Consider the following 26,384-nt stretch of genomic DNA (forward strand, 5'->3'; position numbering starts at 1 on the left):
TGAGCACTCCGCGCTACCGGCATACGAATGCCCTCACCACAATCAATCACAGGAGTAACGATGACGGGTCTCTCTGCGTTGAGGCGTAGCTTTCGCCAGTTCGTGTCGCTGATTTGTGCTTCTTGCCTCGGGCTATTCGTGTCGTATTGCTCGTCGGCCTGCGCAGGCGAACAGGTAATCAACGTGCCGCTCGCCGACAACGCTTCCATCGCCTACCTGCTCACTCAAAAAGACGGCAGTAAGCCCGACTGGATTCTCGTGATGTTCCCCGGCGGCGACGGCGACCTGCAACTCGCGCAGACAGGCGACGGCACCGTACACCTGCGCGAGAAGAACAATTTTCTCGTTCGTGCACGCAGCCTGCTGGTCGACGAGCGCTTCGCCACAGCCATCGTCGATGCGCCTTCAGACCAGCCAGGCGGCTACTCGGATGCGTTTCGGGCCTCCCCCCGGCATGCGCAGGACATCGCACGAATTGCGGCTGATTTACGCATGCGCTTTCCCGCCGCAGAGCTCGTACTGATCGGGACGAGTCGCGGAACGATCTCGTCGGCGTTCGTCGGTCGCGCGCTGCCGGATACGTGGGATGCGGTCATTCATACATCGACCTTGAGCAGTCCCGCCCGGGGTCAGGCGACGCCCTTGATCGGCTTTAACTACGGAGAAATCCGCGCGCGGCAGTTGTTCGTTCACCATGTGGATGACGCCTGTTTTCTCTGTTCATTCAGCGCGGCGCAGCGCATTGCGAACGACGGCCACGATCTGATTGCCGTGAGCGGCGGAAGCGCAAGCGGCAACCCGTGCAAGGCGATGGCACATCACGGTTTCTATGGGCAGGATGAAGCAGTCGTCGCCGCGATGAAGGCGTGGATCAGCGGCGCGGCATGGCCAAGGGAGGTTCGGTGACGCTCAGGTGCCGCCGCACTCAGGCGGCTAAGCGATGCGCGGGCGCAAGCGGCCCGGCGCCGGGTGGAGAGAGACGCCGCGCGAGGCGTCCCGTAGCCCACCATCACGCCAGGGGACGTGCCTCGCGCATTGCAGTCTTACTGACTGAACAGGCGCCGCGTTGCCGGCGAGCCCGCCGGAATGCCAGCCTGTTCGAGCTTCGCATACAAGGTCATCAGTTGCTTTTCAATTGCCAGCAGCGCGGTTTCCGGCAACGGTCGGCGTCCGTCGTCAACCACGCGACCACCAATCCGCTCGGACAGCGATTTCGCGTAATCGCACATCAGACGGAACGGCAAGATGTCTTCGTCGGCCACCGGCACGTCGAGCACCAGCGTGATCATCTGGCCGCCCTTATACGTGAGGTCGTCGCGCAGGAAGTTGGTGTCGCCGAATTGCAGCATGAACACCGGGCTTTGCCTCGCGTCGAGCTTTACAAAACGCGTGCCGTCGCGCGAGAGCAGCAAACCGTCTTGCGACGCCACCGCCTGCACGTAGTTAGCCGACCACGGTGCACCGTCCGACATCACGTTGATCGACAGTTGCGCGTCGCACTGAGCAGCAAAGCCGTCCAGTTCGCGTGCCATCGCCACCGTCTCCATCATGTCGGGAAATTCCGGCGCCGCGTCGATGGCGTCCGCGAATTGCTGCACGCCGGTGACGAACTCCGAGAACTCCAGTTCGTTGAGCGGGCCGCTCCGGTTCGCAAGCTGCGCCGCCGCTCGCAACTCTTCATAGCGCACGCCGTTTTGCAGCAGTTCCCAGGTGCCGCCGCCCTCCGGCTTACCTTCGATATGAACCGGCTTGCTGCCCGCGCGGCGCAGGCGCTGCGCAAGCGGAATCACCTTCTCGCCGGCAATCGGGCCCGCGAGGCGAATCGGTACGATGCAATCAATGCGGCGGTCCACGATGGCCGGCGGCGCGGACGAAATGGTCGTCGCGGCGGGCATGATCGGCTCCGCTGGTTCGTCGACCGTCGGCTCGGCACGCTCATCCGCAGCTTCGGTCCCGGCTTCGGGAAAGCCGTTCGGCGTGGTTGTTTCGGCCTGGATGTCGGCGGGCGTATCGAGCGGCGCGGCCGTGCCGAAAGTAGGTTCGACGCGCGAGCCTGCATCAGCCGCGTCCTCGGACACGGGTTCACGGCGCGTAGCAGGCCGGGCCGGTTCGATGAACGGGCTTTGTTCTTCCTGTTCGTCGCGTGCAAAGGCCTCGGCCGGGTCGGCCGGCATGGGCCGCGGCATGCGGCGGCGGACCTTCGCGCCCTGCCATGCGTTGTACACCACCACGCCCCCGACCACCACGGCTCCCGCGCCGATCAAACCGAGTGTCAACTCGTCCATGCATGCTCCATCAGCAATTCTTCTGTTTGCGCGGCATCACGCCTGCGCCGCGCGGCTCGCGAGCCGCAGCGGGGGCGCAGGCGGCGCCGTCCGATCTCAAACGATATTCTGGGCGAAACCCGCGGCCGTTTCCATGTCCACCGCGACGATCCGCGACACGCCTTGCTCCTGCATCGTCACGCCGATCAGTTGCTGAGCCATTTCCATCGCGATCTTGTTGTGCGAGATGAACAGGAACTGCGTCTTGTCCGACATGGCACGCACCAGGTTGGCAAAGCGCTCCGTGTTGGCGTCGTCGAGCGGCGCGTCCACTTCGTCGAGCAGACAGAACGGCGCGGGATTCAACTGGAACATCGCGAACACGAGCGCGGTCGCGGTCAGTGCCTTCTCGCCACCGGACAGCAGGTGGATCGTCGAGTTCTTCTTGCCGGGCGGCTGCGCCATCACCTGCACGCCGGCGTCGAGAATCTCGTCGCCGGTCATGATCAGCTTCGCCTGCCCGCCGCCGAACAGACGCGGGAACAGTTCGCCGAAATGCTGGTTCACCTGGTCGAACGTGCCTTGCAGCAGCGTGCGTGTTTCCTGGTCGATCTTGTGGATCGCATCTTCCAGCGTTTCGATGGCGCTTGTCAGGTCGGCCGACTGCGCGTCGAGGAAGTTCTTGCGCTCGCTGGCCGCCTTCAGTTCGTCGAGCGCAGCCATATTGACCGGTCCGAGCGCCGCAATGGCGTTGTTCAGGCGCGTCACTTCGCCCTGCAGATAGGACGGCTTCATGTCCGGCGTCAGTCTGGCTTGCAATTCGGCCTCGTCGACGCCCGCCGCGGCGAGCTGCTCGATGAACTGCTCGGCATTCAGGCGTGCGGCCTGTTCCTTCAACTGCAACTCGGTGATGCGATCGCGCAATGGCTGCAGCGCACGCTCGGCGGTCAGACGGGTTTCGTCCGCGGCGCGCAGCCTGGCCGTCAGGTCGTCCAGTTCCAGGCGCGCGGCATGCAGCAACTCTTCCTTGGCAGCCCGAATCTCCAGCGCGCCCTGCAGGCCGGTGTGCGCGGTCTGCTGGTTGATCGTTTCGAGTTCGGCGCGTGCGTCTTCCAGCGACCCGGCCACCCGCTCGCTTTGCTCGTGCGCGACCTGAATGCTGCGCTTCAACTCGTCAATCCGATTGGCCATGTTGCGCGCGGCAAAGCGCGCGTCCGTGGCGGCACGATCCAGATCGCGCGACTGCGCGCGCGCCGCGGTCAATGCTTCGTCGAGGGCTTCGAAGGCCAGCTGATTGTCTTCGAAACGCGCCTGCAACTCGGCCAGTTCGCCATCATGTCGCTCGAAGTTCGCTTCCGATTCGGCACGCAGCGCACGCTGTTCCTCGATCTGAGCGGTGATCTCTGCCAGTTCTTCGCGAATCTGCGTGCTGCGCTGCATATAGCGCTCATGCGCCTGGGTCAGCTTCAACACGTCCATCTGCAGTGCGTGCACGCGCTGGGTTGCCCGTTCAGCCTGCTGGCGGACGTCCGACAACGCCTGGGCCGCCTGCGTGTGCGCGGCTTCGGCGCGAATCGCGGCGGCCTTGGCTTCGTCCGCGAGCAGGGCCTGGGCGCGCACCTGACGCGTCAGGTTTTCGATTTCCTGCTGACGGGCCAGCATGCCGGCCTGCTCGGAGTCGGCGGCATACAGCTGCACACCCACACGCGTCACGACGTGACCTGCCTTGACGACGAACGAAGCGCCTTCCGGCAGTTGCGCGCGCGCCGCGAGTGCCTGGCCGAGGTCGTCGGCGACGTAGGCCGAACCGAGCCAGTCGTTCAGGACCGCGCGCAAGCCCGCATCGTCAATCCGCACGAGCGACAGCAACGGACGCAAGGAGCCAGCCGCGGCAGCTGGCGCGCCGGCCACGGGCGGCGCGTAGAACGCGAGCTTGGCGGGCGGCGCGTCGGTGGCGAACGCCTTGACCCAATCCAGATTCGACACTTCGAGCGCGGCAAGCCGCTCGCGCAGCACGGCTTCCAGCGCGGTTTCCCAGCCGGCTTCGACGTGCAGCTTCTTCCACAGACGCGGCAGGCTGTTCAGTTCATGCTTTTCGAGCCAGGGCTGAATCTTGCCTTCGGTCTGGACGTTTTCCTGCAATTGCCTGAGCGCTGCGAGGCGCGCGTCAAGCTGATGAATCTGCGCGCTTTCCGACTGCACGCGTTCTTGCGCGCTACGCCGCTCGCCGTCCAGGCGCGGCAGGGTTTCCTGCGCGTCGGCAAGACGCGCCTGCGCGTCGTGCAAGATCTCTTCGTGCTCGGCCAGCTGCATGCGCAGCTCTTCGAGCTGCGCTTCGTCCGGTGCATCCAGACCGCCCGCTTCCGCCTTCAGACGTTCGTGACGCTGCTGCAACTGCTGCAATTGCTGGTCGGCGTTGCGCTGATGGGCCGCTTCGAGCTTCAACGCCTGCTCGGTCTGCGCAATGCCACCACGCTCTTCGTTCAGTTGCGTCTGCGCGTCGCGCCAGCGCCCTTCGAGTGCCGGCATGGCGTCGTGCTTCGCGCCGGCTTCGTCTTCGGCCAGTGCGGCCTTTTCTTCGGCCACCGCCAGTTGCTCTTCGGCGTCTGCCAGATCGTCCTGGGACTTCTGCGCCTGCGACTGCCACTGTTCGCGCTGCGCGGTCAGCGCGGCGATCTGTGCCTGCACGCGGTTGCGCGACTCGACGATGAATTTGATCTCCGCTTCGAGGCGACTCACCTCGGCATTCGCTTCATAGAGCGCACCCTGTGCGCCCTGCATCGCGTCGCTCGCCGAATAGTGCGCAACCCGCAACGTTTCCAGCTGCGCTTCCACTTCGCGCAGCTTCGCCGTGTGCGCTTCGAGGTCGATCTGCGCCTGTTCGATTGCGCGCTTCTGGCGTTCCTGTTCGCCGCCGGCTTCGTTCTTGCGCAGCAGCCACAAGAGGCGCTGCTTCATTTCGCCGTCGGCCTGCAGTTCCTTGAACTTCGTCGCAACGACCGCCTGGCCTTCGAGCTTTTCAAGGTTCGTGCCGAGCTCACGCACGATGTCCTCGACCCGCGTGAGATTCTCACGCGTATCGTGCAGCCGGCTTTCGGTTTCGCGGCGGCGCTCCTTGTACTTCGACACGCCCGCGGCTTCTTCGAGGAACACGCGCAGCTCTTCGGGCTTCGCCTCGATGAGGCGTGCAATCATGCCCTGCCCGATGATCGCGTAGGCACGCGGCCCGAGACCCGTGCCGAGGAAGATGTCCTGGATGTCCCGGCGGCGCGCCGGCAGATTGTTGATGTAGTAGCTCGAGGTACCGTCGCGCGTCAGCACGCGCTTGACGGCGATCTCGGCATACTGGCCCCACTGGCCGGCGGCACGGCCGTCGGCGTTGTCGAACACGAGTTCGACGCTGGCCCGGCTACCTGGCTTGCGCGCGGTCGAGCCATTGAAGATCACGTCCTGCATCGACTCGCCGCGCAACTCGGAGGCACGCGATTCGCCGAGCACCCAGCGCACGGCGTCGATGATGTTGGACTTGCCGCAACCATTGGGACCGACCACGCCGACAAGCTGGCCAGGAACCTGGAAATGCGTGGGATCGACGAATGACTTGAAGCCAGCGAGTTTGATCGAGGTCAGACGCACGGCGATATCGCTGATTGAAAAGGGAAAATAAAGGTGGACCGCAAGGGCCGCGTGAGCCGTTCTACGATGCAGCGAAACGACCCATGCCAGCCCCGCGATACGGACGCCGCGCACCCGCGGTGAAGCGCGTTACGGCAAGCAGGGGCAATCATACCATCGCGCGCGAGCGATCCTGACGGTCCGGATCGCGATCGCCGCCCGAACCGGCGTGCGGCTCGACGTCAAGCGTCGCTTCGGGGTGCGCAGCCGCCGTGGGCTTGGCCCGCGTGCGATGCACCCAGCTCGACAGCGCGGACGCCAGCACGATGCACAAGCCGCCGGCCCATTCGCGCGGACCGGGTGTCTCACCGGCGAACAGCCACGCGGACAGCGCGGTCACCACGATTTCGAACAGCATGATGATCGAGGCCCGGTTGGCCGGAATGCGGGCCACGCCGTATTGCACCAGCATGTTGTTCGACGCGAGCAGAAAGCCTAGGCCCATCACCAGCAACGCCGCCGCGCCGAGATGCGCGCCGCCAGGCGGCGCCGGCATCGCTTCGAAGCACGACGCGCACGCGCTGAAGATGGCCGCGCCGCCAAAAATGGTGGCGGTGCGCATCTCCGCTTTCATGCCGGGGAGCACGCGGCTCGTCTTCAGAATCAGCACGTTGCTCATGGCAAAGCCCATGCCGCCCGCAAGACCACCCCATTCGGCCAGATTGGCGGGCACCGGCAAGCCCAGTTGCGGCGACCACAGCATGGTCATGGCGCCCGCCAGCGACAGCACGGCGAGACCCGCGCCGGACCAGCTCAGGCGCTCATGCAGGATGAAATGGGCGAACAGCGCGGTCCATGCCGGTGTCAGATAGAAGAGCAGCAGGACGCGCATCACCTGGCCGTGGATCGAGCCCCACACGAAGCCGAGGTTGGTGATGCCCGCGGCCAGCGCGAGCGCGGGCAGCAGCCAGTGCCAGCGCACCGTTTTGATGGCGCGATACCGGACCAGCAGCACGAACAGACAGCCGGCGCCGCTCGTCAGCGCGCTCGCAGCCGTACCGGTCACGCCGAGCGCGGCCAGCATGCGCAGCGGATACCAGATCATGCCCCACACCGACGCCCCCAGCATGATGGCGAACGTCGGCCAGCTCGTGCGGATCCAGTTGTTCATGGCGCGGCGCTCCCGCCCGCGCGCGCGGGGGTGTCCGCCCCGTCCGCCCCGCCAGGGTGCCGTGCCAGATGACCTCGATTGACCTCAACTGCCGCCTGCATTGCTCCTCCAGACCTTTTTTGCCAGCGGCGCCCGCGTCCGGCGCGCCCCTCGGGCGCGGCCATCGTCCGCCGGGCGGCAAAGCCCTGCGGCCGCGGCGCCACGCTATAATCATTCGTTCGCCGCCGGTGCCGTCCATTCACCGCTGCCCAAGTGTGGCGGCCGCCGCGCGTGCCGCTCACCTGTCTTCGCCCGTCTTCGATCAGGCCCGATCCGCCAAGTGAACCCGCTACTCGACTCCCTCCAGCCCTATCCCTTTGAAAAGCTGCGCGCGCTCTTCAAGGATGTCACGCCGCCCGCCGCCTTGCCGCACATCAGTTTCGGCATTGGCGAACCCAAACATCCTACGCCGGCGCTGATCCGCGATGCGGTGATCGCGTCGCTGGGCGGCCTGGCGGCCTATCCGGCCACGCTAGGTTCTCCGGCGTTGCGTGAGTCGATTGCCAACTGGGTCACGCAGCGCTACCACCTGCCGCCGCTCGATCCGGCGACCCAGGTGTTGCCGGTGGCCGGATCGCGCGAGGCGCTGTTTGCGCTGGCGCAGACCGTGATCGACCCGAAGCGCAATGGCGCCGGCGAGCCCGCGATCGTACTCTGCCCCAACCCGTTCTACCAGATCTATGAAGGCGCGGCCTTGCTGGCGGGCGCCCAGCCGTATTTCGTCAACAGCAATCCGGCGCGTAATTTCGCCTGCGACTATTCGACCATCCCGGCCGGCATCTGGGCGCGCACGCAACTGCTCTACGTGTGCTCACCGGGCAATCCGACCGGCGCCGTGATGACGCTGGAAGACTGGCGCGAGCTGTTTGCGCTGTCGGACCGTTATGGCTTCGTCATCGCCTCTGACGAGTGCTACTCGGAAATCTACTTCGACGAAGCGCACCCGCCGCTGGGCGGTCTCGAAGCGGCGCACAAGCTGGGCCGCGGATTCGAGCGCCTCGTGATGCTGTCGAGCCTGTCGAAGCGCTCGAACGTGCCGGGCATGCGCTCGGGCTTCGTGGCAGGCGACGCGCAGATTCTCAGGCAGTTCCTGCTGTACCGCACGTATCACGGCGCGGCGCTCTCGACGGTGTATCAGGCGGCCAGCATCGCCGCATGGAACGACGAGGCGCACGTGCGCGAGAATCGCGCCCGCTACGTGCAGAAATTCGCCACCGTCACGCCCATGCTCGCCGAGGTGCTCGACGTGCGCCTGCCGGACGCGGCCTTCTATCTGTGGGCCGACGTCACGCGCACTGGCCTGTCGGATACCCAGTTCGCCCAGCGTCTCTACGCCGACTATAATGTGACGGTTCTGCCGGGCTCGTATCTCGCGCGCACCGCGCACGACACGAATCCCGGCCGCAATTTCGTGCGCCTCGCGCTCGTCGCCGACGTCGACGAGTGCACCCAGGGCGCACAGCGCATCGTCGACTTTTGCCGCGCGCTCGCGCGCTAAAACGCACCGCGCGCCGCCGCTTTTTCCTCAGATTTCAATTCCATCAATCACGGTTAGCCACGAATATGTCGCAACAACTTCAGCAGATCATCGATAACGCCTGGGAAAATCGCGCAGAGCTTTCGCCGAAGGCCGCTCCCGCCGACGTGCGCGACGCCGTCGCGCACGCCATCGAACAACTGGACAAGGGTGTACTGCGCGTCGCCGAGAAGAAGGACGGCGACTGGGTCGTCAATCAGTGGCTGAAAAAGGCCGTGCTGCTGTCGTTCCGCCTGGAAGACAACGCGCCCATGCCGGCTGGCGGCTACTCCCAGTTCTATGACAAGGTGCCGTCGAAATTCGCCGGCTACACGGCTGAAGATTTCGCAGCCGGCGGCTTCCGCGTGGTGCCGCCCGCCATCGCGCGCCGCGGTTCGTTCATCGCCAGGAATGTCGTGCTGATGCCGTCGTACACCAACATCGGCGCATACGTCGACGAAGGCACGATGGTCGACACGTGGGCCACCGTCGGCTCGTGCGCGCAGATCGGCAAGAACGTCCACCTGTCGGGCGGCGTGGGCATCGGCGGTGTGCTGGAGCCGCTGCAGGCCAATCCGGTCATCATCGAAGACAACTGCTTTATTGGCGCGCGTTCGGAAGTCGTGGAAGGCGTGATCGTCGAAGAAAATTCGGTGATCTCGATGGGCGTGTACCTCGGTCAAAGCACCAAGATTTATGACCGTGAAACCGGCGAAGTCACGTATGGCCGCATTCCGGCGGGCTCGGTGGTGGTGGCCGGCAACCTGCCGTCGAAAGACGGCTCGCATAGTCTGTACTGCGCGGTGATCGTCAAGAAGGTCGACGCCAAGACGCGCGCCAAGGTCGGTCTCAACGAGCTGCTGCGAGGCGACTGATGGCGCGCGCCAACAAGACTGTCGTCTACGGCATCCCGAACTGCGACACCGTGAAGAAGGCCCGCGTGTGGCTGGAAGAACACGGCGTCGAGTTCGAGTTCCACGACTTCAAGAAGCACGGCGTGACCGAACCGCTCGTGCAGGACTGGCTGAAAGACGTCAAGCTCGATGCATTGCTGAACCGCCGCGGCACGACGTGGCGCGCCCTGTCCGACGACATGAAAGCGGCGGCCGACACCCAGCCGGGTGCGATCGCTCTGATGATCCACAAGCCCTCGGTCATCAAGCGGCCGGTGGTGGTGGTCAACGGCCGCGTCAAGACGCTTGGCTTTTCCGCGGACGAATACGAGACGCTGTTCGCATAAACCGAGGTTGAGCGCGGCCTGACTGTGGCTTGAGCGCGCTCTCCATGCTGTTGCCGGCTGCGGGTCTGATCTGCATGCCGGCAATTTTTCATTTCAAAGTGGCTAGTACTGAATCCATGTCCGGCACCCTCGCCCTTACCGAACAACTGATCGCACGCGCGTCCGTCACGCCCGACGACCAGCATTGCCAGCACCTCCTGATCGAACGCCTGGCGGCGCTCGGCTTCGACTGTGAGACCATCGAATCGCACGGCGTGACCAACCTGTGGGCCGTCAGGCGCGGCATCGACGGTACGCGCGGCAAGCTGCTCGTATTCGCCGGCCACACCGACGTGGTGCCGACCGGCCCGCTTGAACAATGGAGCTCGCCGCCATTCGAGCCGACCCACCGCGACGGCATGCTGTATGGCCGTGGCGCGGCGGACATGAAGACGTCGATTGCCGGCTTCGTGGTGGCGAGCGAAGAGTTCGTCGCGGCGCACCCGGAGCATCGCGGCTCGATCGGCTTTCTGATCACGAGCGACGAGGAAGGTCCGGCGACCGACGGCACCGTCAAGGTAATCGAAGCGCTGCAGGCACGCGGCGAGCGCCTCGACTATTGCGTGGTGGGCGAACCGACGTCGAGCGCGAAATTCGGCGACATGGTGAAGAACGGCCGGCGCGGTTCGATGTCCGGCAAGCTCACCGTGAAGGGCGTGCAAGGCCATATCGCCTATCCGCATCTGGCGAAGAACCCGGTGCATCTGCTCGCGCCCGCGCTCGCGGAACTGGTGGCCGAACGCTGGGACGACGGCAACGAATACTTCCCGCCCACCACCTGGCAGGTCTCGAACATCCATAGCGGCACCGGCGCGAGCAATGTGATTCCGGGTCACGCGGACGTGATGTTCAACTTCCGCTTCTCGACCGCGAGCACCGTGGAGGGCCTGCAAAGCCGCGTGCACGCGATTCTCGACAGGCACAAGCTCGAATACGAGCTGCAATGGTCGGTGAGCGGCCTGCCCTTTCTGACCCCGCGCGGCGAACTGTCCAACGCGCTGGAACAGGCCATCAAGGACGAAACAGGTCTGACGACCGAACTGTCGACCACCGGAGGCACCTCCGACGGCCGCTTCATTGCGCGCATCTGCGAGCAGGTGGTCGAATTCGGGCCGCTGAACGCCAGTATTCACAAGATCGACGAGCATATCGAGGTCGCTCATATCGAGCCGCTCAAGAACGTGTACCGCCGCGTGCTCGAACAACTGGTCGCATGACCAAGGACTATCTGCGATGACGCTTCCGTTTTCCACCGTCCGCGACGTACTGCGTTTCGCAGTGACGCGCTTCAACCAGGCCGAACTGTCGTTCGGCCATGTCTCGGCCAACGCTTATGACGAAGCCGCCTATCTCGTGCTGCACACGTTGCACCTGCCGCTCGACCTGCTGGAGCCGTTTCTCGACGCGCGCCTCACCGCGGCGGAGATCGACGCGGTGCTCAACGTGATCGAGCGCCGTGCGACTGAACGCGTGCCGGCCGCCTACATCACGCAGGAAGCGTGGATGCATGGCTTTCGCTTTCACGTGGACGAGCGCGTGATCGTGCCGCGCTCGTTCATCGGCGAGCTGTTGCAGGACGGCCTGCAGCCGTACGTCGAAGATCCTGAACAGGTGGGCGCGGTGCTCGAGCTGTGCACGGGTTCAGGCTGTCTCGCGATCCTCGCGGCACATGCGTTCCCGAACGCGGATATCGACGCCGTCGATCTGTCGAAACCGGCGCTCGAAGTGGCCGCGCGCAATATGGGCGATTACAAGCTCGAAGAGCGCATTGCGCTGTTCGAAGGTGACCTGTTCGCGCCGCTGCCCGAGCGCCGCTATGACGTCATCATCACGAATCCGCCGTACGTGAACGCCGAATCGATGGCGTCGCTGCCCGCCGAGTACAAACACGAGCCCGAAATGGCGCTCGCCGGTGGCGCGGACGGCATGGACATCGTGCGCCGCATCATTGCGCAAGCACGCAACTGGCTGACCGACGACGGCGTGCTGGTGGTCGAGATCGGCAACGAGCGCGCCCATGTCGAAGCGGCCTTCGGCGGCCTCGATCTGGTCTGGTTGTCCACCAGTGCCGGCGACGACAACGTGTTCCTGATCCAGGCGGCTGATCTGCCGGTCTGAGACCTGCCCTGTCTGCTCCGTTGCGCCAGCAACGATTCTTAAACTCTGACGAAGCCAACCGCAACGCGGGCGGCTTCGGTAAGATGGGCGCGATCGACTTCCCGGCCGCCCACTTCAGGGCGAGGAAGCGCTTCGAAAACCTTTCGCCCGCCTATGCATTTCGATTTGCTTCACGTCGCCCCGCTCGTCGCCCTCGCTCACATACTCGGGGTGATCGCGGCGTGTCACGCCATCCTCAACACTCGGACTTCGCAGGGCGCGGTCGCCTGGGCCGTGTCGCTCGTCGCCATGCCTTACCTGACGCTCGTGCCCTATCTGTTCCTTGGCCGCAGCAAGTTCGAGGGATACGTCGACGCGCGGCGCATCGAGAACGAATCGTTGCGCTCGCTCGCCCACCCACGTGAATGGGACGCGCACGCGTCGTCGCAGGGCAAGCCCACCAACGAACTCGGACCTCGCCTCGTGCGCTCGCTCACACATCTGGGCGGCATGCCGTTCCTGCCGGGCAACACGGTGCGCACGCTGGTGAACGGCGAGGCGACCTTCGCGGCGATCCTGGAGGCCATCGAACAGGCCCGCAAGTACGTGATCGTCCAGTTCTTCATCGTGCGCGACGATGCGCTTGGCGAGATTCTGAAGGACACGCTGCTCACCAAAGCCGCGCAAGGCGTGCGCATCTACTTCCTGTACGACAGCATCGGCAGCTTCGACCTGCCGCATCGTTACGTGGCCCAGCTCCGGGCAGGTGGCGTCGAGGTACATCCGTTCGCCACCAATCGCCGCTTCGTCAACCGTTTCCAGCTCAACTTCCGCAATCACCGCAAAATCGTTTCGGTGGACGGCGAGCGCGCCTTCGTGGGCGGTCACAACGTCGGTGTGGAATATCTCGGGGCGAAGCCGCCGCTCTCGCCGTGGCGCGATACGCATATCGAAGTGCGCGGTCCGGCTGTCGCCAGCATCCAGTTCGTGTTCACCGAAGACTGGTACTGGGCCACCCAGCAGTTGCCGCCGCTCGACATGCCGTCCGACATCCAGGCCGCCGCCGGGTCCGGTGAAGCAGCTGGCGAAGCGGCCGGCGAAGGCATGCACTGCATCGTGATGCCGACCGGCCCCGCCGACGAACAGGAAACCTGCTCTCTGTTCTTCGTCGAGGCGATCAACGCGGCGCGCCGCCGGATCTGGATCACCACGCCCTACCTGATTCCCGACGAAGCCGTGTTTTCCGCGCTGCGGCTAGCCGTGATGCGCGGCGTGGAGGTGCGCATCCTGATCCCGAGCCGGCGCGACCACCGGGTCGTGTTCGAGGCTTCCAAACTGTATGCGTACGACTCGGTATGCGCCGGCATTCGCATCTTCCGTTATCGGCCAGGTTTCCTGCATCAGAAGGTCATCCTGATCGACGACGTTGCTGCGGCCATTGGCAGCGCCAATCTCGACAACCGGTCGTTCCGGCTGAACTTCGAGATCATGGTGCTGACCGTGGACCGCGGCTTTGCCGCCGAAGTGGAAACGATGTTGCTGCGCGACTTCGACGAATCGTATGAGATTGATCGTAACGAGTACCGCCACGCGCCGGCGCTCAGACGGGTGATCATGCACGTGGCACGGCTCTTTTCGCCGATTCTTTGACGCCCGCGTTGCGGGCTTGCAGCGCTGCCGGCGTGTGCGCAACGCCAGCGCGCCGGGTCACAGCAGCTTCTCGACGTCCTCGACTATCGCCTCGGGCTTCGTGACCGGCGCGTAGCGTTTCACGACGCTGCCGTCACGGCCGATCAGGAACTTGGTGAAGTTCCATTTGATGGCCTCCAGTCCCAGCACGCCCGGCGCCTCTCCCGTCAGGTAGCGATACAGCGGATGGGCGTTCTGGCCTTTCACGTCGATCTTGTCGAACATCGGAAAGCTCACGCCGAAGTTCTTTTCGCAAAAACTGCCGATCTGCGTTGCGTCGCCCGGTTCCTGTTTGCCGAACTGGTTGCAGGGGAAGCCGAGAATCTCGAGCCCGCGCGCCGCATAAGCGTCGTACAGCTTTTGCAGGCCCGCGTACTGCGGCGTGAAGCCGCATTCGCTGGCCGTATTGACGATCAGCAGGACCTTGCCGCGATAGCGGTCCAGGCTGATCTCCTCGCCGCCGAGTGTGCGCGCCGAGAAGGTGTAAATCGATGCCATGTGTCCTCTCCTGAAAGGCGTCAGTCTAAGCTAAAAGTCTTGCGGGTACAGTCGGCCAAATGGCCGATGCCGATCCCCCGCCCGCCGGTCTAAAATAGCGTTTTTCCCAGCCCGGCCTCTTCGTGATCCGTTTCAACCAGTTCAGTCTCGCGCGCGGCACCAAACCGCTCTTCGAACAAACCACCTTCACCCTGAACCCCGGCGAAAAAGCCGGCCTGGTCGGGGCGAACGGTGCGGGCAAGTCGACCCTGTTCGCCGTGCTGCTCGGCGAACTGCACGCGGACGCCGGCGACTTCTCAATGCCGCCGTCGTGGCAAATCGCGCACGTCGCACAGGAAACCCCGGCGGTCGACAAGTCGGCACTCGCCTATACGCTCGACGGCGACGCGGCGCTGCGCGCCATCGAAGCGGCGATTGCCGCCGCCTCAGCCGCGCATGACGGCGCGGCCGAAGGTGAAGCGCACGCAGCCTTCGCCGACGCCGACGGCTACACTGCCCCGGCACGCGCCGAAGCGCTCCTGCTTGGCCTCGGCTTCACGCTCGAACAAACGCGCCTGCCGGTGAGCAGTTTCTCAGGTGGCTGGCGCATGCGCCTGAATCTCGCGCAGGCGCTGATGTGTCGCTCGGACCTCCTGCTGCTCGACGAACCCACCAACCACCTGGACCTCGATGCCATCGTCTGGCTGGAGGACTGGCTGCATCGCTATCCCGGCTCGCTGATCGTGATTTCGCACGACCGTGAATTTCTCGATTCGGTCTGCAATGTCACGCTGCATCTGGAGCATCAGCAGATCAAGCGCTACGGCGGCAACTATTCGCAGTTCGAAATCCTGCGCGCCCAGCAGCTCGCGCTGCAGCAGAGTGCGTACGAGAAGCAGCAGCGTACCGTCGAGCATCTGCAGAGCTACATCAACCGCTTCAAGGCGCAGGCCACCAAGGCGCGCCAGGCGCAGAGCCGGGTGAAGGCGCTCGAAAAGATGGAGCTGATCGCCCCCGCCCACGCGGCGTCGCCGTTCACTTTCGAATTCCGTACCCCGGACTCGGCGCCCAATCCGATGATGGTGATGGAAGACGTACGCTGCGGCTATCACGGCGAACATGGCGAAATTCCAATCGTCGGGCACGTCAAGCTGTCCATCCAGAACGGCCAGCGGATCGGCCTGCTGGGTGCCAACGGCCAGGGCAAATCGACGCTAATCAAGACGCTTGCGGGCACGCTCGCGCCGCTCGGCGGCGACGTGCGCGAAGGCAAGGGGTTGCGCATCGGCTACTTCGCGCAGCATCAACTGGAAACGCTGCGCCCGGAAGACTCGGCGCTGCAGCACCTGGCGCGGCTCGCGCCCGACACGCGCGAGCAGGAATTGCGCGACTTCCTCGGCGGCTTCAATTTCTCCGGGGAAATGGCCACTACCGCCATCGGACCGTTCTCGGGTGGCGAAAAAGCGCGCCTCGCGCTCGCGCTCGTGATCTGGCAAAAGCCGAATCTGCTGCTGCTCGACGAGCCGACCAACCACCTGGATCTGGAAACGCGCCACGCGTTGACCATGGCGCTCGCCCAGTTCGAAGGCACGCTGATTCTCGTCTCGCACGATCGTCATCTGTTGCGCGCGACCACGGATCAATTCATGCTGGTCGCGAAACACCGGCTGCAACCTTTCGACGGCGATCTCGACGATTACCGCGACTGGTTGCTGCAGCACGCGGCTGACCAGCGCGCCGCGCTGAAAGCGGGCAGCGCGGCGCGTGCGGCGAATGGTGGGAGCGACGGGAATGCCGCCGACGCAGCCGACAGCGCGACCAACCGCAAGGAACAGCGTCGGCAGGACGCCGAAACGCGTCAAAAACTCTCGCACCTGAAAAAACCGCTGCAAAGCCGGATCACGAAGATTGAAAAGGAAATGGATGCGTTGAACGCCGAAAAAACGACGCTCGATGCCTTCGTCGCGGATCCGGCCAGTTACGATCCTGAACAGAAAAGCAAGCTGACCGAGGCTATCCGGCGCCAGGCGGATGTGAACGCGCGCCTCGAAACGCTGGAAGCCGAATGGCTCGATACGCATGAGGAACTCGAACAGATTGGCTAGCCGCGCGCCATCTGGTCCGCGCCGGCGCGCCTAAGCGCCCCGAACGTGTGGCTTTCAGGCGAGGCAAACCTGGAACGGCCCGGCGTTTTCTTGAGGAGGTTGGCATTGTCGTCTTCCCCTGCATTGCAAGGCCTGCGCGTTCTCGATCTGACGCGCCTCTTACCCGGCCCGGTTGCGGCCCTGCGCCTCGCCGAACTCGGCGCGGACGTGCTGAAGATCGAAGCGCCCGGTTCCGGCGACCCTACGCGCACCATGATGCAGGCGTCGGGCGATCGCGTCGCCGGCCGCCCCGGCGCGTTCTACCGCATGGTCAACCGCGGCAAGCGCGAAACCCGGCTCGATCTCAAGTCGGAAGCGGGACGCACGGTGCTGCGGGCACTCGCGAGCGAAGCGGACGTGTTGATCGAAAGCTTCCGCCCGGGTGTGATGGGACGGCTCGGCATTGGCTATGAGACGCTGCGCGCGCTCAATCCGCGGCTCGTCTACTGTGCCATCACCGGTTACGGTTCGAGCGGGCCGTTCGCCGCGCAGGCCGGCCACGACCTGAACTATATCGGCTACGCGGGCGTGCTCGAACAACTGGCGAGCCGTGATGGCGCGCCGATCATGCCGAACTTCCAGATTGCCGACCTGCTCGGCGGCGCGTTGAGCGCGGTCACGCAGATTCTCGCCGCGCTGTGGCACGTGTCGCGCGGCGGCGAGGGCCGCTTCGTCGACGTGTCGATGACTCACGCCACTCACGCCAACAACTTCATCGCCCGGATCGCGCTTGCGAACGACGGCGCCGCGCCGCCCGCCGGCGGCGGCCTGCTCAATGGCGGTGTGCCCTGCTATAACCTGTATCGGACCCAGGATGGACGGTGGCTCGCAGTCGGCGCGCTCGAACTCAAGTTCTGGGAAACGCTGTGCCATGCGCTCGACCGGCCGGAATGGGCGTACCGGCACTGGAGCGTGGGTCAGGCAATCGGCGGTCCGGATGCGGTGGCGCTCACGCAGGAGCTGGCGGATCTGATTGCCGGCCGCTCGTTGGAGGAATGGGTCAGGTTGCTCGAACCGCTGGACTGCTGCGTGTCGCCGGTTCTGACTCCGGCCGAAGCGGCGCAGCACCCGCTCTTCAATCCGGACGCCTACGTAAGTGCCGGCGAAGACGAAGCGGGGCTCGAAGACGGTTCGCTCAGCTAGACTCGTTCGTGCATCTGCCGGGCAATCCCGCTGCGCGCCGGCTAGCTGAACCGGGCCGCCTCGCGAGGCACATGCGCAGACCCGGATCCGCACCAAACGCTTCGGTCAGCGCCAAAGGGCCAGCGCACACCCGGCTCGAAGCAACCGCCTACCGCCGCGGCAAGGTCTGCCGCGGCGCATGTTCGTCGTCGTAGAGCACGTGTTTTCGGCCTTCGACGTGCCGGTCGATGGTGGCGCGGACCTCGTCCGGCGTCACGTGTTCAGCGACCACGCGGCGCGAGATCTGGCCGGTGGTATCGATCCATTCAACGATCCGGCACGCTCCGCCCCAAGGCTGACGGATGGGCGCAGAGACGCGGCAGCCGCGCATCTGGATCGTGTGCTCGGTCACGGTTTCATGAGACTGTTTCAAGGCGCGATCCTTTTCCGCATGAGAGGGATGGCAGACCCGCCCAGCTTAGGGAAAAGGCGCTTCGCGTGGGTTACAGCCAATACGGAGTTATTTACGGCACATTACGGGGAGATTTCCCCCGGAAGACGCCGCGCAGGCCGCCTATTCAAGCGTTCTGACGCGGTCGATGGCCTGCTCCAGCCGGTCGACCGCAATAACCTGTAAGCCTTCTATGGCCTGTTTCGGCGCATTCGCTTTCGGAATCAGCGCGATCGAAAAGCCCAGCTTCGCGGCTTCCTTGAGCCGGTCCTGGCCGCGTGGCGACGGGCGGATCTCGCCCGCAAGCCCCACTTCACCGAACACGATCAGCCCTTTGGGCAGCGGCTTGTTGCGCATCGACGAGTGGATCGCCAGCAGTACGGCCAGGTCGGCGGCCGGCTCGGTAATCTTGACGCCGCCCACCGCGTTCAGGAACACGTCCTGGTCGAAGCAGGCAATGCCCGCGTGGCGGTGCAGCACCGCCAGCAGCATCGCGAGACGGTTCTGTTCCAGCCCCACTGCGAGACGCCGCGGATTGGGCACGTTAGCCGCGTCGACCAGCGCCTGCACTTCGACGAGCAGCGGCCGCGAGCCTTCCTGCGTGACCAGCACGCAGGAGCCCGGCACGATCTGTTCGTGCTGCGAAAGGAACAGCGCTGACGGATTGGCGACGCCGCGCAGACCGCGCTCGGTCATCGCGAAAACACCCAGTTCGTTGACGGCGCCGAAGCGGTTCTTGAAGGCCCGAACCAGCCGGAATGAGGAGTGCGTGTCGCCTTCGAAGTACAGCACCGTGTCCACGATGTGTTCGAGCACGCGCGGGCCGGCCAGATTGCCTTCCTTGGTCACGTGGCCGACCATGATGATTGCGGTGCCCGATTGCTTGGCGATACGCGTCAGCTGCGCCGCGCATTCGCGCACCTGCGCAACCGAACCGGGCGCCGAAGTCAGCGCCTCGGAATAAACCGTCTGAATCGAATCGATCACCGCGACGTCGGGCCGCTCGCTCTCGATGGTCGCCTGGATCTTTTCGAGCTGGATTTCAGCGAGCAGCCGCAACTCGCTCGCCTTCGAGCCGGGATCGAGCAGCGACAACCGTTGCGCCCGCAACGCAATCTGCGCAGCCGATTCTTCGCCGCTGATATACAGCGCGCGCCGCTCGTGGGCAATTTCCCCCAGCGACTGGAGCAGCAGCGTCGATTTGCCAATCCCAGGATCGCCACCGATCAGCACCACCCCGCCCGGCACGAGGCCTCCGCCCAAAACGCGGTCGAATTCGCTCACGCCGGTCGAAAAGCGCGGCACATCGGACGCCTCGATGTCCGCCAGGCGCTGCACCGGCGCGCTCCTCGCGAGCGACTGGAAGCGATGCGCCGAGGGCGACTCCGCCACCGTTTCCACCAGCGTGTTCCACGCCTGACAGGCGGGACATTGACCTTGCCACTTGGGCGCCTGCCCGCCACATTCGGTGCAGGTGTACATCGTCTTCTGTTTAGCCACGCGCCCTTGCCTGTCTGCTGTTATGTCTGAGGATAAAAAGTGAGAAGCCGGTCAGCAGAGCCGCGTCATTCCGCCCGCACCGGCACGCGCGGCGCCACCGCGCACATCAGCTCGTAGCCGATCGTGCCGCACGCCAGCGCAACGTCGTCGATGGGCAGGTTGTGCCCCCACAACTCGACCCGCGAACCGATATTGGCGGTCGGGCACGGCGTCAGGTCGACGGTCACCATGTCCATCGACACGCGGCCTACGAGCCGCGTGCGCACCCCGTCGACGATCACCGGCGTGCCTTCCGGCGCGCAACGCGGATAGCCGTCGGCATAGCCGCACGCCACCACGCCGATGCGCATCGGCCCGCGTGCCTTGAAGGTCGAGCCATAACCGACGGTTTGCCCTTCGGCGACGGTCTGCACGGCGATCAGTTCGGAGGCAAGCGTCATGGCCGGTTGCAGCCCCGTGCCGTGAACGGCCTGCGTCACGCCCGAGGGCGATGCCCCATACAGAATGATGCCGGGCCGCACCCAGTCGAAGTGCGACTGGGGATGCCACAGCGTCGCCGCCGAATTCGCCAGGCTGCGCGCCCCGGCAATGCCCTGCGCGCCGCGCTCGAAAGCCTCCATCTGATGCGTGACGCCGTGCTCGTTATCGGCGTCCGAGAAATGCGTCATCAGCGTAATCTGGCCCACGCCCTGACATGCGCGCGCCCGCTCCCATGCTGCGCGAAAACGCTCCGGCGTATAGCCCAACCGGTTCATGCCGGTGTTCATTTTCAGCTGGATATTGACCGGTTTGGACAGACGCGCCATTTCCAGCATGCGCAATTGCTCGTCCGAGTGCAGTGCCGTGCTGAGGCTGTAGCGGTCGATGACGTCGATATCCGTGGGACGGAAAAAACCCTCGAGCAACAAAATCGGTCCCGCCCACCCCAATTCACGCAACTTCACAGCTTCTTCGAGGTCGAGCAATCCGAAGCCGTCCGTTGCACGCAAACCAGGAAAGGCACGCGCCAGGCCGTGACCGTACGCGTTGGCCTTGACGACAGCCCAGATTTTGGAATGGCGGGCGTAGCGGCGGGCGACGGCGAGGTTATTGGCAAGAGCAGCGGTGTGAATCGTGGCTGAGAGGGGGCGCGGCATGGGAAATTTTCGTAAAGACGCTTGCGAATCAGGAGCTTACAGTGCGTTTTCAGTGCTCAGGAGCCCGCTGGGCGGTGCGATCAAGGATTCTGCTAGTCCGAATCCATGTATTTTCGTGATATAAAGCCGTGCGCACAACCCATTTCGAACGGAATAAGCCCGGACGCCTTGCACACGGCCGGGGCGGACGGACCGCAGCGAGGACAGCATCGCATCAGATGAAAAAAGGTTTTTACACCATCATGGCCGCGCAGTTTTTTTCGTCGCTGGCCGACAATGCGCTTCTGATCGCTGCTATTGCACTGCTGAAAGACCTTCACGCCCCCAACTGGATGACGCCGCTGCTCAAGCTGTTTTTTGTGCTGTCGTACGTCGTTCTCGCTGCTTTCGTGGGGGCTTTTGCCGACTCGCGTCCGAAGGGGCGCGTGATGTTCGTCACCAATACCATCAAGGTGGTGGGCTGCTTCACCATGCTGATCGGCGCGCATCCGCTGATTGCGTACGGCATTGTCGGATTTGGGGCCGCGGCCTACTCGCCCGCCAAATACGGCATCCTCACCGAACTGCTGCCGCCTGACCGGCTGGTCGCCGCGAACGGCTGGATCGAAGGCACCACGGTCGGCTCGATCATTCTGGGCACGGTGTTAGGCGGCGCGCTGATCAGCCCGCACATTGCCTCGACCATCCTCAAGCACCATATTCCGACCGTCAACACACCGGCCGAAGCTGCGATGCTCGTGATCATGGCCATCTACGTCATCGCCGCGCTGTTCAATCTGCGCATTCCCGATACCGGCGCGCGCTATCCGAAACAGGAACGCGGCCCGATCAAGCTGGTCACCGACTTCGCCGACTGCTTCCTGATTCTCTGGCGCGACAAGCTCGGCCAGATCTCGCTCGCCGTCACGACGCTCTTCTGGGGCGCGGGCGCGACGCTGCAATTCATCGTGCTGAAGTGGGCGGAAGTCTCGCTGGGCATGTCGCTGTCCGAAGGCGCGATCCTGCAGGCGGTCGTCGCGGTCGGCGTGGCCGCGGGCGCCATCATCGCGGCCTCGCGGGTCCCGCTCAAGAAGTCGCTCTCGGTACTGCCGGTCGGCATCATGATGGGCCTCGCCGTGATGCTGATGGCCTTCTACACCCGCAACCTGTTTCCCGCGCATTGGGGCTTTTACTTCGGCCACATGCATGTCTCGGGTTATCTGATCCTCGCTTATATCTTCCTGATGATCGTCGGCGGGCTGTCGGGCTTTTTCGTCGTGCCGATGAACGCGCTGCTGCAGCATCGCGGCCACGTGCTGCTGTCGGCCGGTCACTCGATCGCCGTCCAGAATTTCAACGAAAACCTCTCCGTGCTGGTGATGCTATGCCTGTACGCGGTGCTGGTATGGCTCGACGTGCCGGTCTCGGCGGTCATCGTGCTGTTCGGCACCTTCGTCTGCGTGATGATGTGGTTCGTGATGCGGCGTCATCAGGCCAACCAGCGCGCCTTCGATTCGGTTGCGCTGATCGGCGAAGTGAAGCACTGAGCCAGTTTTTGCCATCGGCCTGCGCATCGGGCTTTCGCTTTTGGCCCGCGGCATTTAGCCTCTGCTTTTAGCCCCGCAGCTGGCCCCTGCACCTAGCCTCTGTATCCAGTCCTCGAGATGACTCAACGCATTCCCAACGTCCTGACCATCGCCGGCTCCGATTCCGGCGGCGGTGCGGGTATCCAGGCCGACCTCAAGGCTTTCTCGGCGCTCGGCGCATACGGCGCAAGCGTGATCACCGCGCTGACCGCTCAGAACACCCGGGGCGTGACGGCGATACATACGCCCGATGCCGCCTTCGTGTCGGCGCAACTGGATGCAGTCTTCGACGATATCCGCATCGATGCGGTGAAGATCGGCATGCTGGCCAATGCGCAGATCGTCGGCGCGGTGGCTGCGGCGCTGCGGCGTCATCAGCCGAAACACATCGTGCTCGATACCGTGATGATCTCGAAGAGCAATCATGCGCTGCTGGCACCCGAAGCCGTCGCGGCTGTGCGCGACGAACTATTGCCGCTCGCCCATCTGTTGACGCCGAACCTGCCGGAAGCCGCCGCGTTGCTCGGCGTTGCCGCCGCGACCGACGAAGCCGGCATGATCGAGCAAGGCGAGGCGTTGCGCGCGCTCGGCGCGCGCGCGGTGCTGATGAAAGGCGGCCACCTGAGCGCCGCCGACAGCCCCGACTGGCTCGTGCAGGATAGCGGCACACTACGCCTCGGCGCCCCGCGTGTGCCGGTGAAGAACACGCATGGGACCGGCTGCACGCTGTCCTCGGCAATTGCCGCATTGATTCCGCAGCGCGCGGATCTGGCGAGCGCGGTCGCGGATGCGAAAACCTATCTGACCGGCGCGCTGCAAGCCAGCGACCAGCTCGACGTCGGACATGGCGTCGGGCCGGTGCATCATTTTTATCGGTGGTGGTGAGGTGGTGGTGAGGCGGCGCCAGGTTGCGCCACCCTCACTCGCGCGCAAACGCCTGCGCCTTATCCGGCCAGTCGTCCGGCACGATGAAGCCGCGTGAGCGTTCAACCCAGCGGCCTGCAGCGTCGGCGTAGAAACCCGCCACCATCGTCGGGCCGTTTTGATGCGCGATCCGCTCGCTCAACGCGGGCGCATCCACGAACGCAATGCCCTCCGCTTGCGCCGCGCCGCGCTCGTGCCGCCGTGGCGCGAGCCATTCCAGACGCGGCAGAACCCGCCAGAACGCGGCATGACTCGCCGCGAAAGCCGGCCAGTCGTGGCGCGTCGTCCACCAGCCGCGCGCATGCGCCGGATCGATCTGCCCAGACTCGTGTACCGTCTCGCCGTGCCGGTAGAACAGCCAGCCTTTGATGAACATCTGCGGCTCCCACGGCCCGGTGTGGCCGAGCGTGGCAAATTCCGCGCGGGCGCTGAGCGGCAACTGATGATCGAGCACGCGAGTCAGCTTCAGATCGAAACGATCCTGCAAATTCGGTCCGACGTAGTCCGCCAGTTGCCCGCGTCCGGCGCCGGCGTGCAAGTAGCATTTGACGGCGAGCTCCCAATGCAGACGCCGTCCCGCCCGGGTCTCGACCAGGAAATCGCACTCGCCCAAGGTCAAGCCGGCGCGCCGCAGCGGCACGTTCGCGGCAATCAGTCGCGCGGTTGGACCATGCTGGAGAAACCACGCGAGCAGGCATTCCGCGTAACGGCCAAGACGTGTCACGCGGGCCGCTGCGATGTCGTGCAGCAAGGCGCTCGGGTCGGCGTCCAGTGCGAGCAGCCAGTCGACTGTCGCGCTGAGTTCAGCCTCGGTTGCGAAGACGCTCGCCAGCATCCCGACCGGTGGTTGCGCGCGCAACAGATCCGCGCTGAAGAGCAGCCAGGCAAGATCGCGCACCGCAGGCGCGCGCAGCGCATCGAGCCGTGCCGTGGACACAACCGCGGGTAACGCTGCCGGCCCGATCTCCATCATCAGTCAGGCGGCGTGCCGGCCGACTTGAGCCATGTGTCGCGTGCGAGGCACAGGTCGGTCCAGGCTTTCGCCTTATCCGGCAGACTGCGCAGCAGATACGCCGGGTGATAGGTGACGATCACCGGCACGCCCTCGTAAGCATGCACGCGGCCGCGCAACGACGAAATGCTGGCGTCGGTCTTCAGCAGGCTCTGCGCGGCAAAACGGCCCAGCGCGACGATCAGTTTCGGCTTGACCAGCGCGACCTGGCGCTGCAGATAAGGCTCGCAGCGTGCGACCTCGTCCGGCTCCGGGTTACGGTTGCCAGGCGGGCGGCACTTGATCACATTCGCGATGTAGACGTTGGTGTCCCGCGCGAGCGTCAGCGAACGCAGCATGTTGTCGAGCAGCTTGCCGGCCTGGCCGACAAACGGTTCGCCCTGACGGTCTTCGTTCTCACCGGGCGCCTCGCCGATCAGCATCCAGTCGGCGTCGCGGTCGCCCACGCCGAACACCGTGTTGGTGCGCTTCTCGCACAGACGGCACCGTTCGCAGCTGGCGACGCGCTCGCCCAGCGCGTCCCACTCCAGGGTGTGGATTGTCGGGCCGCTGTCCTCGGCCGGAACCTCACGTACTTGCGACGCCGGATGGGACGGCGATGCGTCGAACCAGGCAAAGTCGTCTTCGGGTGGCGCCGATGCTGCGGACGGTGTCGGCTGCACGGCTGGCGCCGCGCGTCTTGCCGCAGGCGCATCCGACGCGCGCCCAGTTATCCCGGGCGGCTCTTCGTCGTCGCGTCCCGCGCGAGCGGGAACCTGCGCGACACCCTGCGCCGCGAGCCGGCTTGGCGCATGCGCCGGCGCCTGAAGCTGAGCGTCGGTGTGCAAAGCTGCGCCTTCTTCGGCGCCAGCCGCAGAGCCGGACACAGCAGCCGACTCAGCCGCCTCGCCCTGCCCCGCGCTCGCCTGCCCCATGCCGCGCCTCACCCATAACGGTGCGAGCCCGAGTTCTTCCAATGCGGATTCATGCAGCGCCATCTGCGCCCTCCCTGGCAAACGAAAAACGCATCACGATGGCGTCCTCCCGGCTGCGATGACGCGCCGGATAGTAGTTCTTGCGACGGCCAATCGAGGTAAAGCCGAAGCGTTCATAAAGCTTGATAGCCCGGTGGTTCGACGGCCGCACTTCGAGCAGCAGGCCGTCGAGTTTCTCGTTGCGGGTGACGCGCACCGCTTCGCGCAGCAGCGTCAGCCCGGCACCCGCGCCCTGAGCGGCAGGCGCGATGCACAGGTTCAACAGATGCATTTCGTCGACGACCGGCATCAGCACACAGTAACCGATCAACGTGCCGGTGACGTGCCGCAGGCAGATGCCGAAATAGCCGTTGCGCAGCGAATCTTCGAAATTGCCGCGGCTCCACGGAAACTCGTAGGCCGCCTTTTCGAGGATGGCGATCTCATCAAGATCGCCCTCGGTCATCGGCGACATATAGCGGTCCGCCAGCAACACGCCACTCATCGTCCGCCCTCGCCTTGAGGTTCCGGGTGCGCGGCCAGTCCCGCGGCCTGCGATGTCCTGGCGGCCTTGTCCGCCATACGCTCCGCGGTGGTCTGCGCGACCTTGTTGCGCACGTATTCCGGTGCCGCCAGCTCGGGCGGCACGGTGCGGCCGGCGCGCAACGCTCGCAGCGCCGCGCAAGCCAACGGCAGCGCGTGCGGCAGCGCCTCACCGTCGATCACCTGCGCGACCTGCGTTGCCGCAAGCCGCGCGCCGAAGGCCGCGGCCGCGTTGCCCGCCAGCGTGAACGGCACCGTGGGCAGCGTCAGCCGGTCAGGCGCGTCGAGCGAGGCAGGCTGGATGATGCGCCATTCGCTTTCTTCGTCATTCCATGCGTAGTCGGCCCAGTAGACTTCGTCCATGCGGGCGTCGAGCGCCGCCAGCACGCGCGTGGCAGCCGGATTGCGCAGCCGCGCGCTTTCGGCACACGCGAGTAGCGTGCTGACCGGCACGACCGGACAATTCAGGCCAAATGCCAGCCCTTGCGCCACACCGGTCGCCGTGCGCAGGCCGGTGAACGAGCCGGGACCCGCGCCGAACGCTATGGCATCGCAATCGGCCAGCACAAGGCCGGCTTCGTCGAACAGTTCGCGGATGGCCGGCAACAGTCGCGTGCTGGACACGGCACCCGTGGCTTCGTGACGCACCCGGGCAAGCGGTTCGGAGACGGGAGAGCCCGCCGCTTGGGCAGCGGCGGACAGCAGCGCGACCGAGCAGAATTCGGTCGACGTATCGAGGGCAAGCAGCACAGTTCGGGTCATGACCGCTATTGTAATGCGGGGTCCCGCGTTGCCGGGCACCCGGCGTGCCGTCGAAGGTGTTGCGCACGCCAGAATCGGCGCCGGCGGCTTACGTGTTTGGAAGAATCGCTCCAGCCGGCTGCAAT

The 26,384-nt window shown here is 65.0% G+C and carries 22 protein-coding genes; 11 read left to right on the plus strand and 11 right to left on the minus strand.

Translation table 11 applies throughout. The features are described 5' to 3' along the window. The first annotated feature begins 60 nt into the window (after nucleotides 1–60). Entirely contained in the window at nucleotides 61–906 is an 846-nt protein-coding gene (locus VGH41_RS15285; RefSeq protein ID WP_331598306.1) for a hypothetical protein, read from the plus strand. Nucleotides 907–1,043: 137 nt separating this feature from the next. On the opposite strand, the gene VGH41_RS15290 is transcribed toward VGH41_RS15285, so the two are convergent. The 3 genes from VGH41_RS15290 to VGH41_RS15300 form a co-directional block, all read right to left on the minus strand. Then, nucleotides 1,044–2,285 carry a cell division protein ZipA C-terminal FtsZ-binding domain-containing protein gene (locus VGH41_RS15290; RefSeq protein WP_331598307.1) on the minus strand — a complete coding sequence of 414 codons (1,242 nt, stop codon included), beginning with the start codon at nucleotides 2,283–2,285 and terminating at the stop codon, nucleotides 1,044–1,046. A 96-nt stretch (nucleotides 2,286–2,381) separates the two neighbouring features. Continuing rightward, a complete protein-coding gene (smc, locus tag VGH41_RS15295; RefSeq protein WP_331598308.1) occupies nucleotides 2,382–5,900 on the minus strand; it encodes a chromosome segregation protein SMC in 3,519 nt (1,172 codons plus the stop codon). A 148-nt stretch (nucleotides 5,901–6,048) separates the two neighbouring features. Beyond that, the gene (locus VGH41_RS15300) at nucleotides 6,049–7,050 is read right to left on the minus strand and encodes a DMT family transporter (RefSeq protein ID WP_331598309.1); all 1,002 of its coding nucleotides are present in this window, start codon (nucleotides 7,048–7,050) and stop codon (nucleotides 6,049–6,051) included. 319 nt (nucleotides 7,051–7,369) lie between these two features. Here VGH41_RS15300 and dapC point away from each other — a divergent pair, with 319 nt between their 5' ends. The 6 genes from dapC to cls all read left to right on the plus strand — a co-directional run bounded on the left by dapC (nucleotide 7,370) and on the right by cls (nucleotide 13,631). Next, nucleotides 7,370–8,587, plus strand: a complete 1,218-nt coding sequence (gene dapC, locus VGH41_RS15305) for a succinyldiaminopimelate transaminase (RefSeq protein WP_331598310.1) — start codon at nucleotides 7,370–7,372, stop codon at nucleotides 8,585–8,587. A 65-nt stretch (nucleotides 8,588–8,652) separates the two neighbouring features. Continuing rightward, nucleotides 8,653–9,480 carry a 2,3,4,5-tetrahydropyridine-2,6-dicarboxylate N-succinyltransferase gene (dapD, locus tag VGH41_RS15310; protein WP_331598311.1) on the plus strand — a complete coding sequence of 276 codons (828 nt, stop codon included), beginning with the start codon at nucleotides 8,653–8,655 and terminating at the stop codon, nucleotides 9,478–9,480. Next, nucleotides 9,480–9,845, plus strand: coding sequence for an ArsC family reductase (locus VGH41_RS15315; RefSeq protein ID WP_331598312.1), 366 nt, complete (start codon nucleotides 9,480–9,482; stop codon nucleotides 9,843–9,845). Before dapD ends, VGH41_RS15315 begins: the two co-directional genes overlap by 1 nt. A gap of 116 nt (nucleotides 9,846–9,961) precedes the next feature. Further along, a complete protein-coding gene (gene dapE, locus VGH41_RS15320; protein ID WP_331598314.1) occupies nucleotides 9,962–11,101 on the plus strand; it encodes a succinyl-diaminopimelate desuccinylase in 1,140 nt (379 codons plus the stop codon). 16 nt (nucleotides 11,102–11,117) lie between these two features. Then, the gene (gene prmB / locus VGH41_RS15325; RefSeq protein ID WP_331598316.1) at nucleotides 11,118–12,002 is read left to right on the plus strand and encodes a 50S ribosomal protein L3 N(5)-glutamine methyltransferase; all 885 of its coding nucleotides are present in this window, start codon (nucleotides 11,118–11,120) and stop codon (nucleotides 12,000–12,002) included. A 153-nt stretch (nucleotides 12,003–12,155) separates the two neighbouring features. Then, the gene (gene cls / locus VGH41_RS15330) at nucleotides 12,156–13,631 is read left to right on the plus strand and encodes a cardiolipin synthase (protein ID WP_331598317.1); all 1,476 of its coding nucleotides are present in this window, start codon (nucleotides 12,156–12,158) and stop codon (nucleotides 13,629–13,631) included. A 57-nt stretch (nucleotides 13,632–13,688) separates the two neighbouring features. Here cls and VGH41_RS15335 read toward each other — a convergent pair whose 3' ends face one another. Continuing rightward, entirely contained in the window at nucleotides 13,689–14,168 is a 480-nt protein-coding gene (locus VGH41_RS15335) for a glutathione peroxidase (protein ID WP_331598318.1), read from the minus strand. Between the two features lie 122 nt (nucleotides 14,169–14,290). Here VGH41_RS15335 and VGH41_RS15340 point away from each other — a divergent pair, with 122 nt between their 5' ends. Both VGH41_RS15340 and VGH41_RS15345 read left to right on the plus strand, forming a co-directional pair. Then, the gene (locus VGH41_RS15340) at nucleotides 14,291–16,252 is read left to right on the plus strand and encodes an ATP-binding cassette domain-containing protein (RefSeq protein WP_331598319.1); all 1,962 of its coding nucleotides are present in this window, start codon (nucleotides 14,291–14,293) and stop codon (nucleotides 16,250–16,252) included. A gap of 105 nt (nucleotides 16,253–16,357) precedes the next feature. Next, nucleotides 16,358–17,434 (plus strand): CaiB/BaiF CoA transferase family protein, encoded by a 1,077-nt coding sequence (locus VGH41_RS15345; protein WP_414696662.1) that lies wholly within the window; start codon nucleotides 16,358–16,360, stop codon nucleotides 17,432–17,434. A 148-nt stretch (nucleotides 17,435–17,582) separates the two neighbouring features. Here VGH41_RS15345 and VGH41_RS15350 read toward each other — a convergent pair whose 3' ends face one another. The 3 genes from VGH41_RS15350 to alr all read right to left on the minus strand — a co-directional run bounded on the left by VGH41_RS15350 (nucleotide 17,583) and on the right by alr (nucleotide 20,500). Next, complete coding sequence (locus VGH41_RS15350; RefSeq protein ID WP_331598320.1) at nucleotides 17,583–17,846, minus strand: DUF2866 domain-containing protein; 264 nt, start codon at nucleotides 17,844–17,846, stop codon at nucleotides 17,583–17,585. Nucleotides 17,847–17,987: 141 nt separating this feature from the next. After that, the gene (gene radA, locus VGH41_RS15355) at nucleotides 17,988–19,364 is read right to left on the minus strand and encodes a DNA repair protein RadA (protein ID WP_331598321.1); all 1,377 of its coding nucleotides are present in this window, start codon (nucleotides 19,362–19,364) and stop codon (nucleotides 17,988–17,990) included. 65 nt (nucleotides 19,365–19,429) lie between these two features. Then, nucleotides 19,430–20,500 (minus strand): alanine racemase, encoded by a 1,071-nt coding sequence (alr, locus tag VGH41_RS15360; RefSeq protein WP_331598323.1) that lies wholly within the window; start codon nucleotides 20,498–20,500, stop codon nucleotides 19,430–19,432. Nucleotides 20,501–20,718: 218 nt separating this feature from the next. On the opposite strand from alr, the gene lplT reads away from it, so the two are divergent. Together lplT and thiD are read left to right on the plus strand one after the other, a co-directional pair. Next, entirely contained in the window at nucleotides 20,719–22,026 is a 1,308-nt protein-coding gene (lplT, locus tag VGH41_RS15365; RefSeq protein WP_331598324.1) for a lysophospholipid transporter LplT, read from the plus strand. 117 nt (nucleotides 22,027–22,143) lie between these two features. Beyond that, nucleotides 22,144–22,950, plus strand: coding sequence for a bifunctional hydroxymethylpyrimidine kinase/phosphomethylpyrimidine kinase (gene thiD / locus VGH41_RS15370; protein ID WP_331598325.1), 807 nt, complete (start codon nucleotides 22,144–22,146; stop codon nucleotides 22,948–22,950). 34 nt (nucleotides 22,951–22,984) lie between these two features. On the opposite strand, the gene VGH41_RS15375 is transcribed toward thiD, so the two are convergent. The 4 genes from VGH41_RS15375 to tsaB are packed head-to-tail and all read right to left on the minus strand — an operon-like array spanning nucleotide 22,985 to nucleotide 26,259. Continuing rightward, entirely contained in the window at nucleotides 22,985–23,959 is a 975-nt protein-coding gene (locus tag VGH41_RS15375; protein ID WP_414696663.1) for a DUF1853 family protein, read from the minus strand. A 2-nt stretch (nucleotides 23,960–23,961) separates the two neighbouring features. Then, complete coding sequence (locus VGH41_RS15380; RefSeq protein WP_331598327.1) at nucleotides 23,962–24,978, minus strand: uracil-DNA glycosylase; 1,017 nt, start codon at nucleotides 24,976–24,978, stop codon at nucleotides 23,962–23,964. Further along, the gene (gene rimI / locus VGH41_RS15385) at nucleotides 24,965–25,459 is read right to left on the minus strand and encodes a ribosomal protein S18-alanine N-acetyltransferase (RefSeq protein ID WP_331598328.1); all 495 of its coding nucleotides are present in this window, start codon (nucleotides 25,457–25,459) and stop codon (nucleotides 24,965–24,967) included. Before rimI ends, VGH41_RS15380 begins: the two co-directional genes overlap by 14 nt. Next, a complete protein-coding gene (gene tsaB, locus VGH41_RS15390) occupies nucleotides 25,456–26,259 on the minus strand; it encodes a tRNA (adenosine(37)-N6)-threonylcarbamoyltransferase complex dimerization subunit type 1 TsaB (protein WP_331598329.1) in 804 nt (267 codons plus the stop codon). Before tsaB ends, rimI begins: the two co-directional genes overlap by 4 nt. Nucleotides 26,260–26,384: the final 125 nt, after the last annotated feature.

Source organism: Paraburkholderia sp. (assembly GCF_036488795.1).
GTDB lineage: Bacteria > Pseudomonadota > Gammaproteobacteria > Burkholderiales > Burkholderiaceae > Paraburkholderia.

Excerpts from the sequence above, each read along its gene's own strand:
- VGH41_RS15285 (WP_331598306.1), top strand. The coding sequence starts at position 61 with ATGACGGGTCTCTCTGCGTTGAGGCGTAGCTTTCGCCAGTTCGTGTCG.
- VGH41_RS15290 (WP_331598307.1), bottom strand. The coding sequence starts at position 2,285 with ATGGACGAGTTGACACTCGGTTTGATCGGCGCGGGAGCCGTGGTGGTC.
- VGH41_RS15300 (WP_331598309.1), bottom strand. The coding sequence starts at position 7,050 with ATGAACAACTGGATCCGCACGAGCTGGCCGACGTTCGCCATCATGCTG.
- dapD (WP_331598311.1), top strand. The coding sequence starts at position 8,653 with ATGTCGCAACAACTTCAGCAGATCATCGATAACGCCTGGGAAAATCGC.
- VGH41_RS15315 (WP_331598312.1), top strand. The coding sequence starts at position 9,480 with ATGGCGCGCGCCAACAAGACTGTCGTCTACGGCATCCCGAACTGCGAC.
- dapE (WP_331598314.1), top strand. The coding sequence starts at position 9,962 with ATGTCCGGCACCCTCGCCCTTACCGAACAACTGATCGCACGCGCGTCC.
- prmB (WP_331598316.1), top strand. The coding sequence starts at position 11,118 with ATGACGCTTCCGTTTTCCACCGTCCGCGACGTACTGCGTTTCGCAGTG.
- cls (WP_331598317.1), top strand. The coding sequence starts at position 12,156 with ATGCATTTCGATTTGCTTCACGTCGCCCCGCTCGTCGCCCTCGCTCAC.
- VGH41_RS15335 (WP_331598318.1), bottom strand. The coding sequence starts at position 14,168 with ATGGCATCGATTTACACCTTCTCGGCGCGCACACTCGGCGGCGAGGAG.
- alr (WP_331598323.1), bottom strand. The coding sequence starts at position 20,500 with ATGCCGCGCCCCCTCTCAGCCACGATTCACACCGCTGCTCTTGCCAAT.
- lplT (WP_331598324.1), top strand. The coding sequence starts at position 20,719 with ATGAAAAAAGGTTTTTACACCATCATGGCCGCGCAGTTTTTTTCGTCG.
- thiD (WP_331598325.1), top strand. The coding sequence starts at position 22,144 with ATGACTCAACGCATTCCCAACGTCCTGACCATCGCCGGCTCCGATTCC.
- VGH41_RS15375 (WP_414696663.1), bottom strand. The coding sequence starts at position 23,959 with ATGGAGATCGGGCCGGCAGCGTTACCCGCGGTTGTGTCCACGGCACGG.
- VGH41_RS15380 (WP_331598327.1), bottom strand. The coding sequence starts at position 24,978 with ATGGCGCTGCATGAATCCGCATTGGAAGAACTCGGGCTCGCACCGTTA.
- rimI (WP_331598328.1), bottom strand. The coding sequence starts at position 25,459 with ATGAGTGGCGTGTTGCTGGCGGACCGCTATATGTCGCCGATGACCGAG.
- tsaB (WP_331598329.1), bottom strand. The coding sequence starts at position 26,259 with ATGACCCGAACTGTGCTGCTTGCCCTCGATACGTCGACCGAATTCTGC.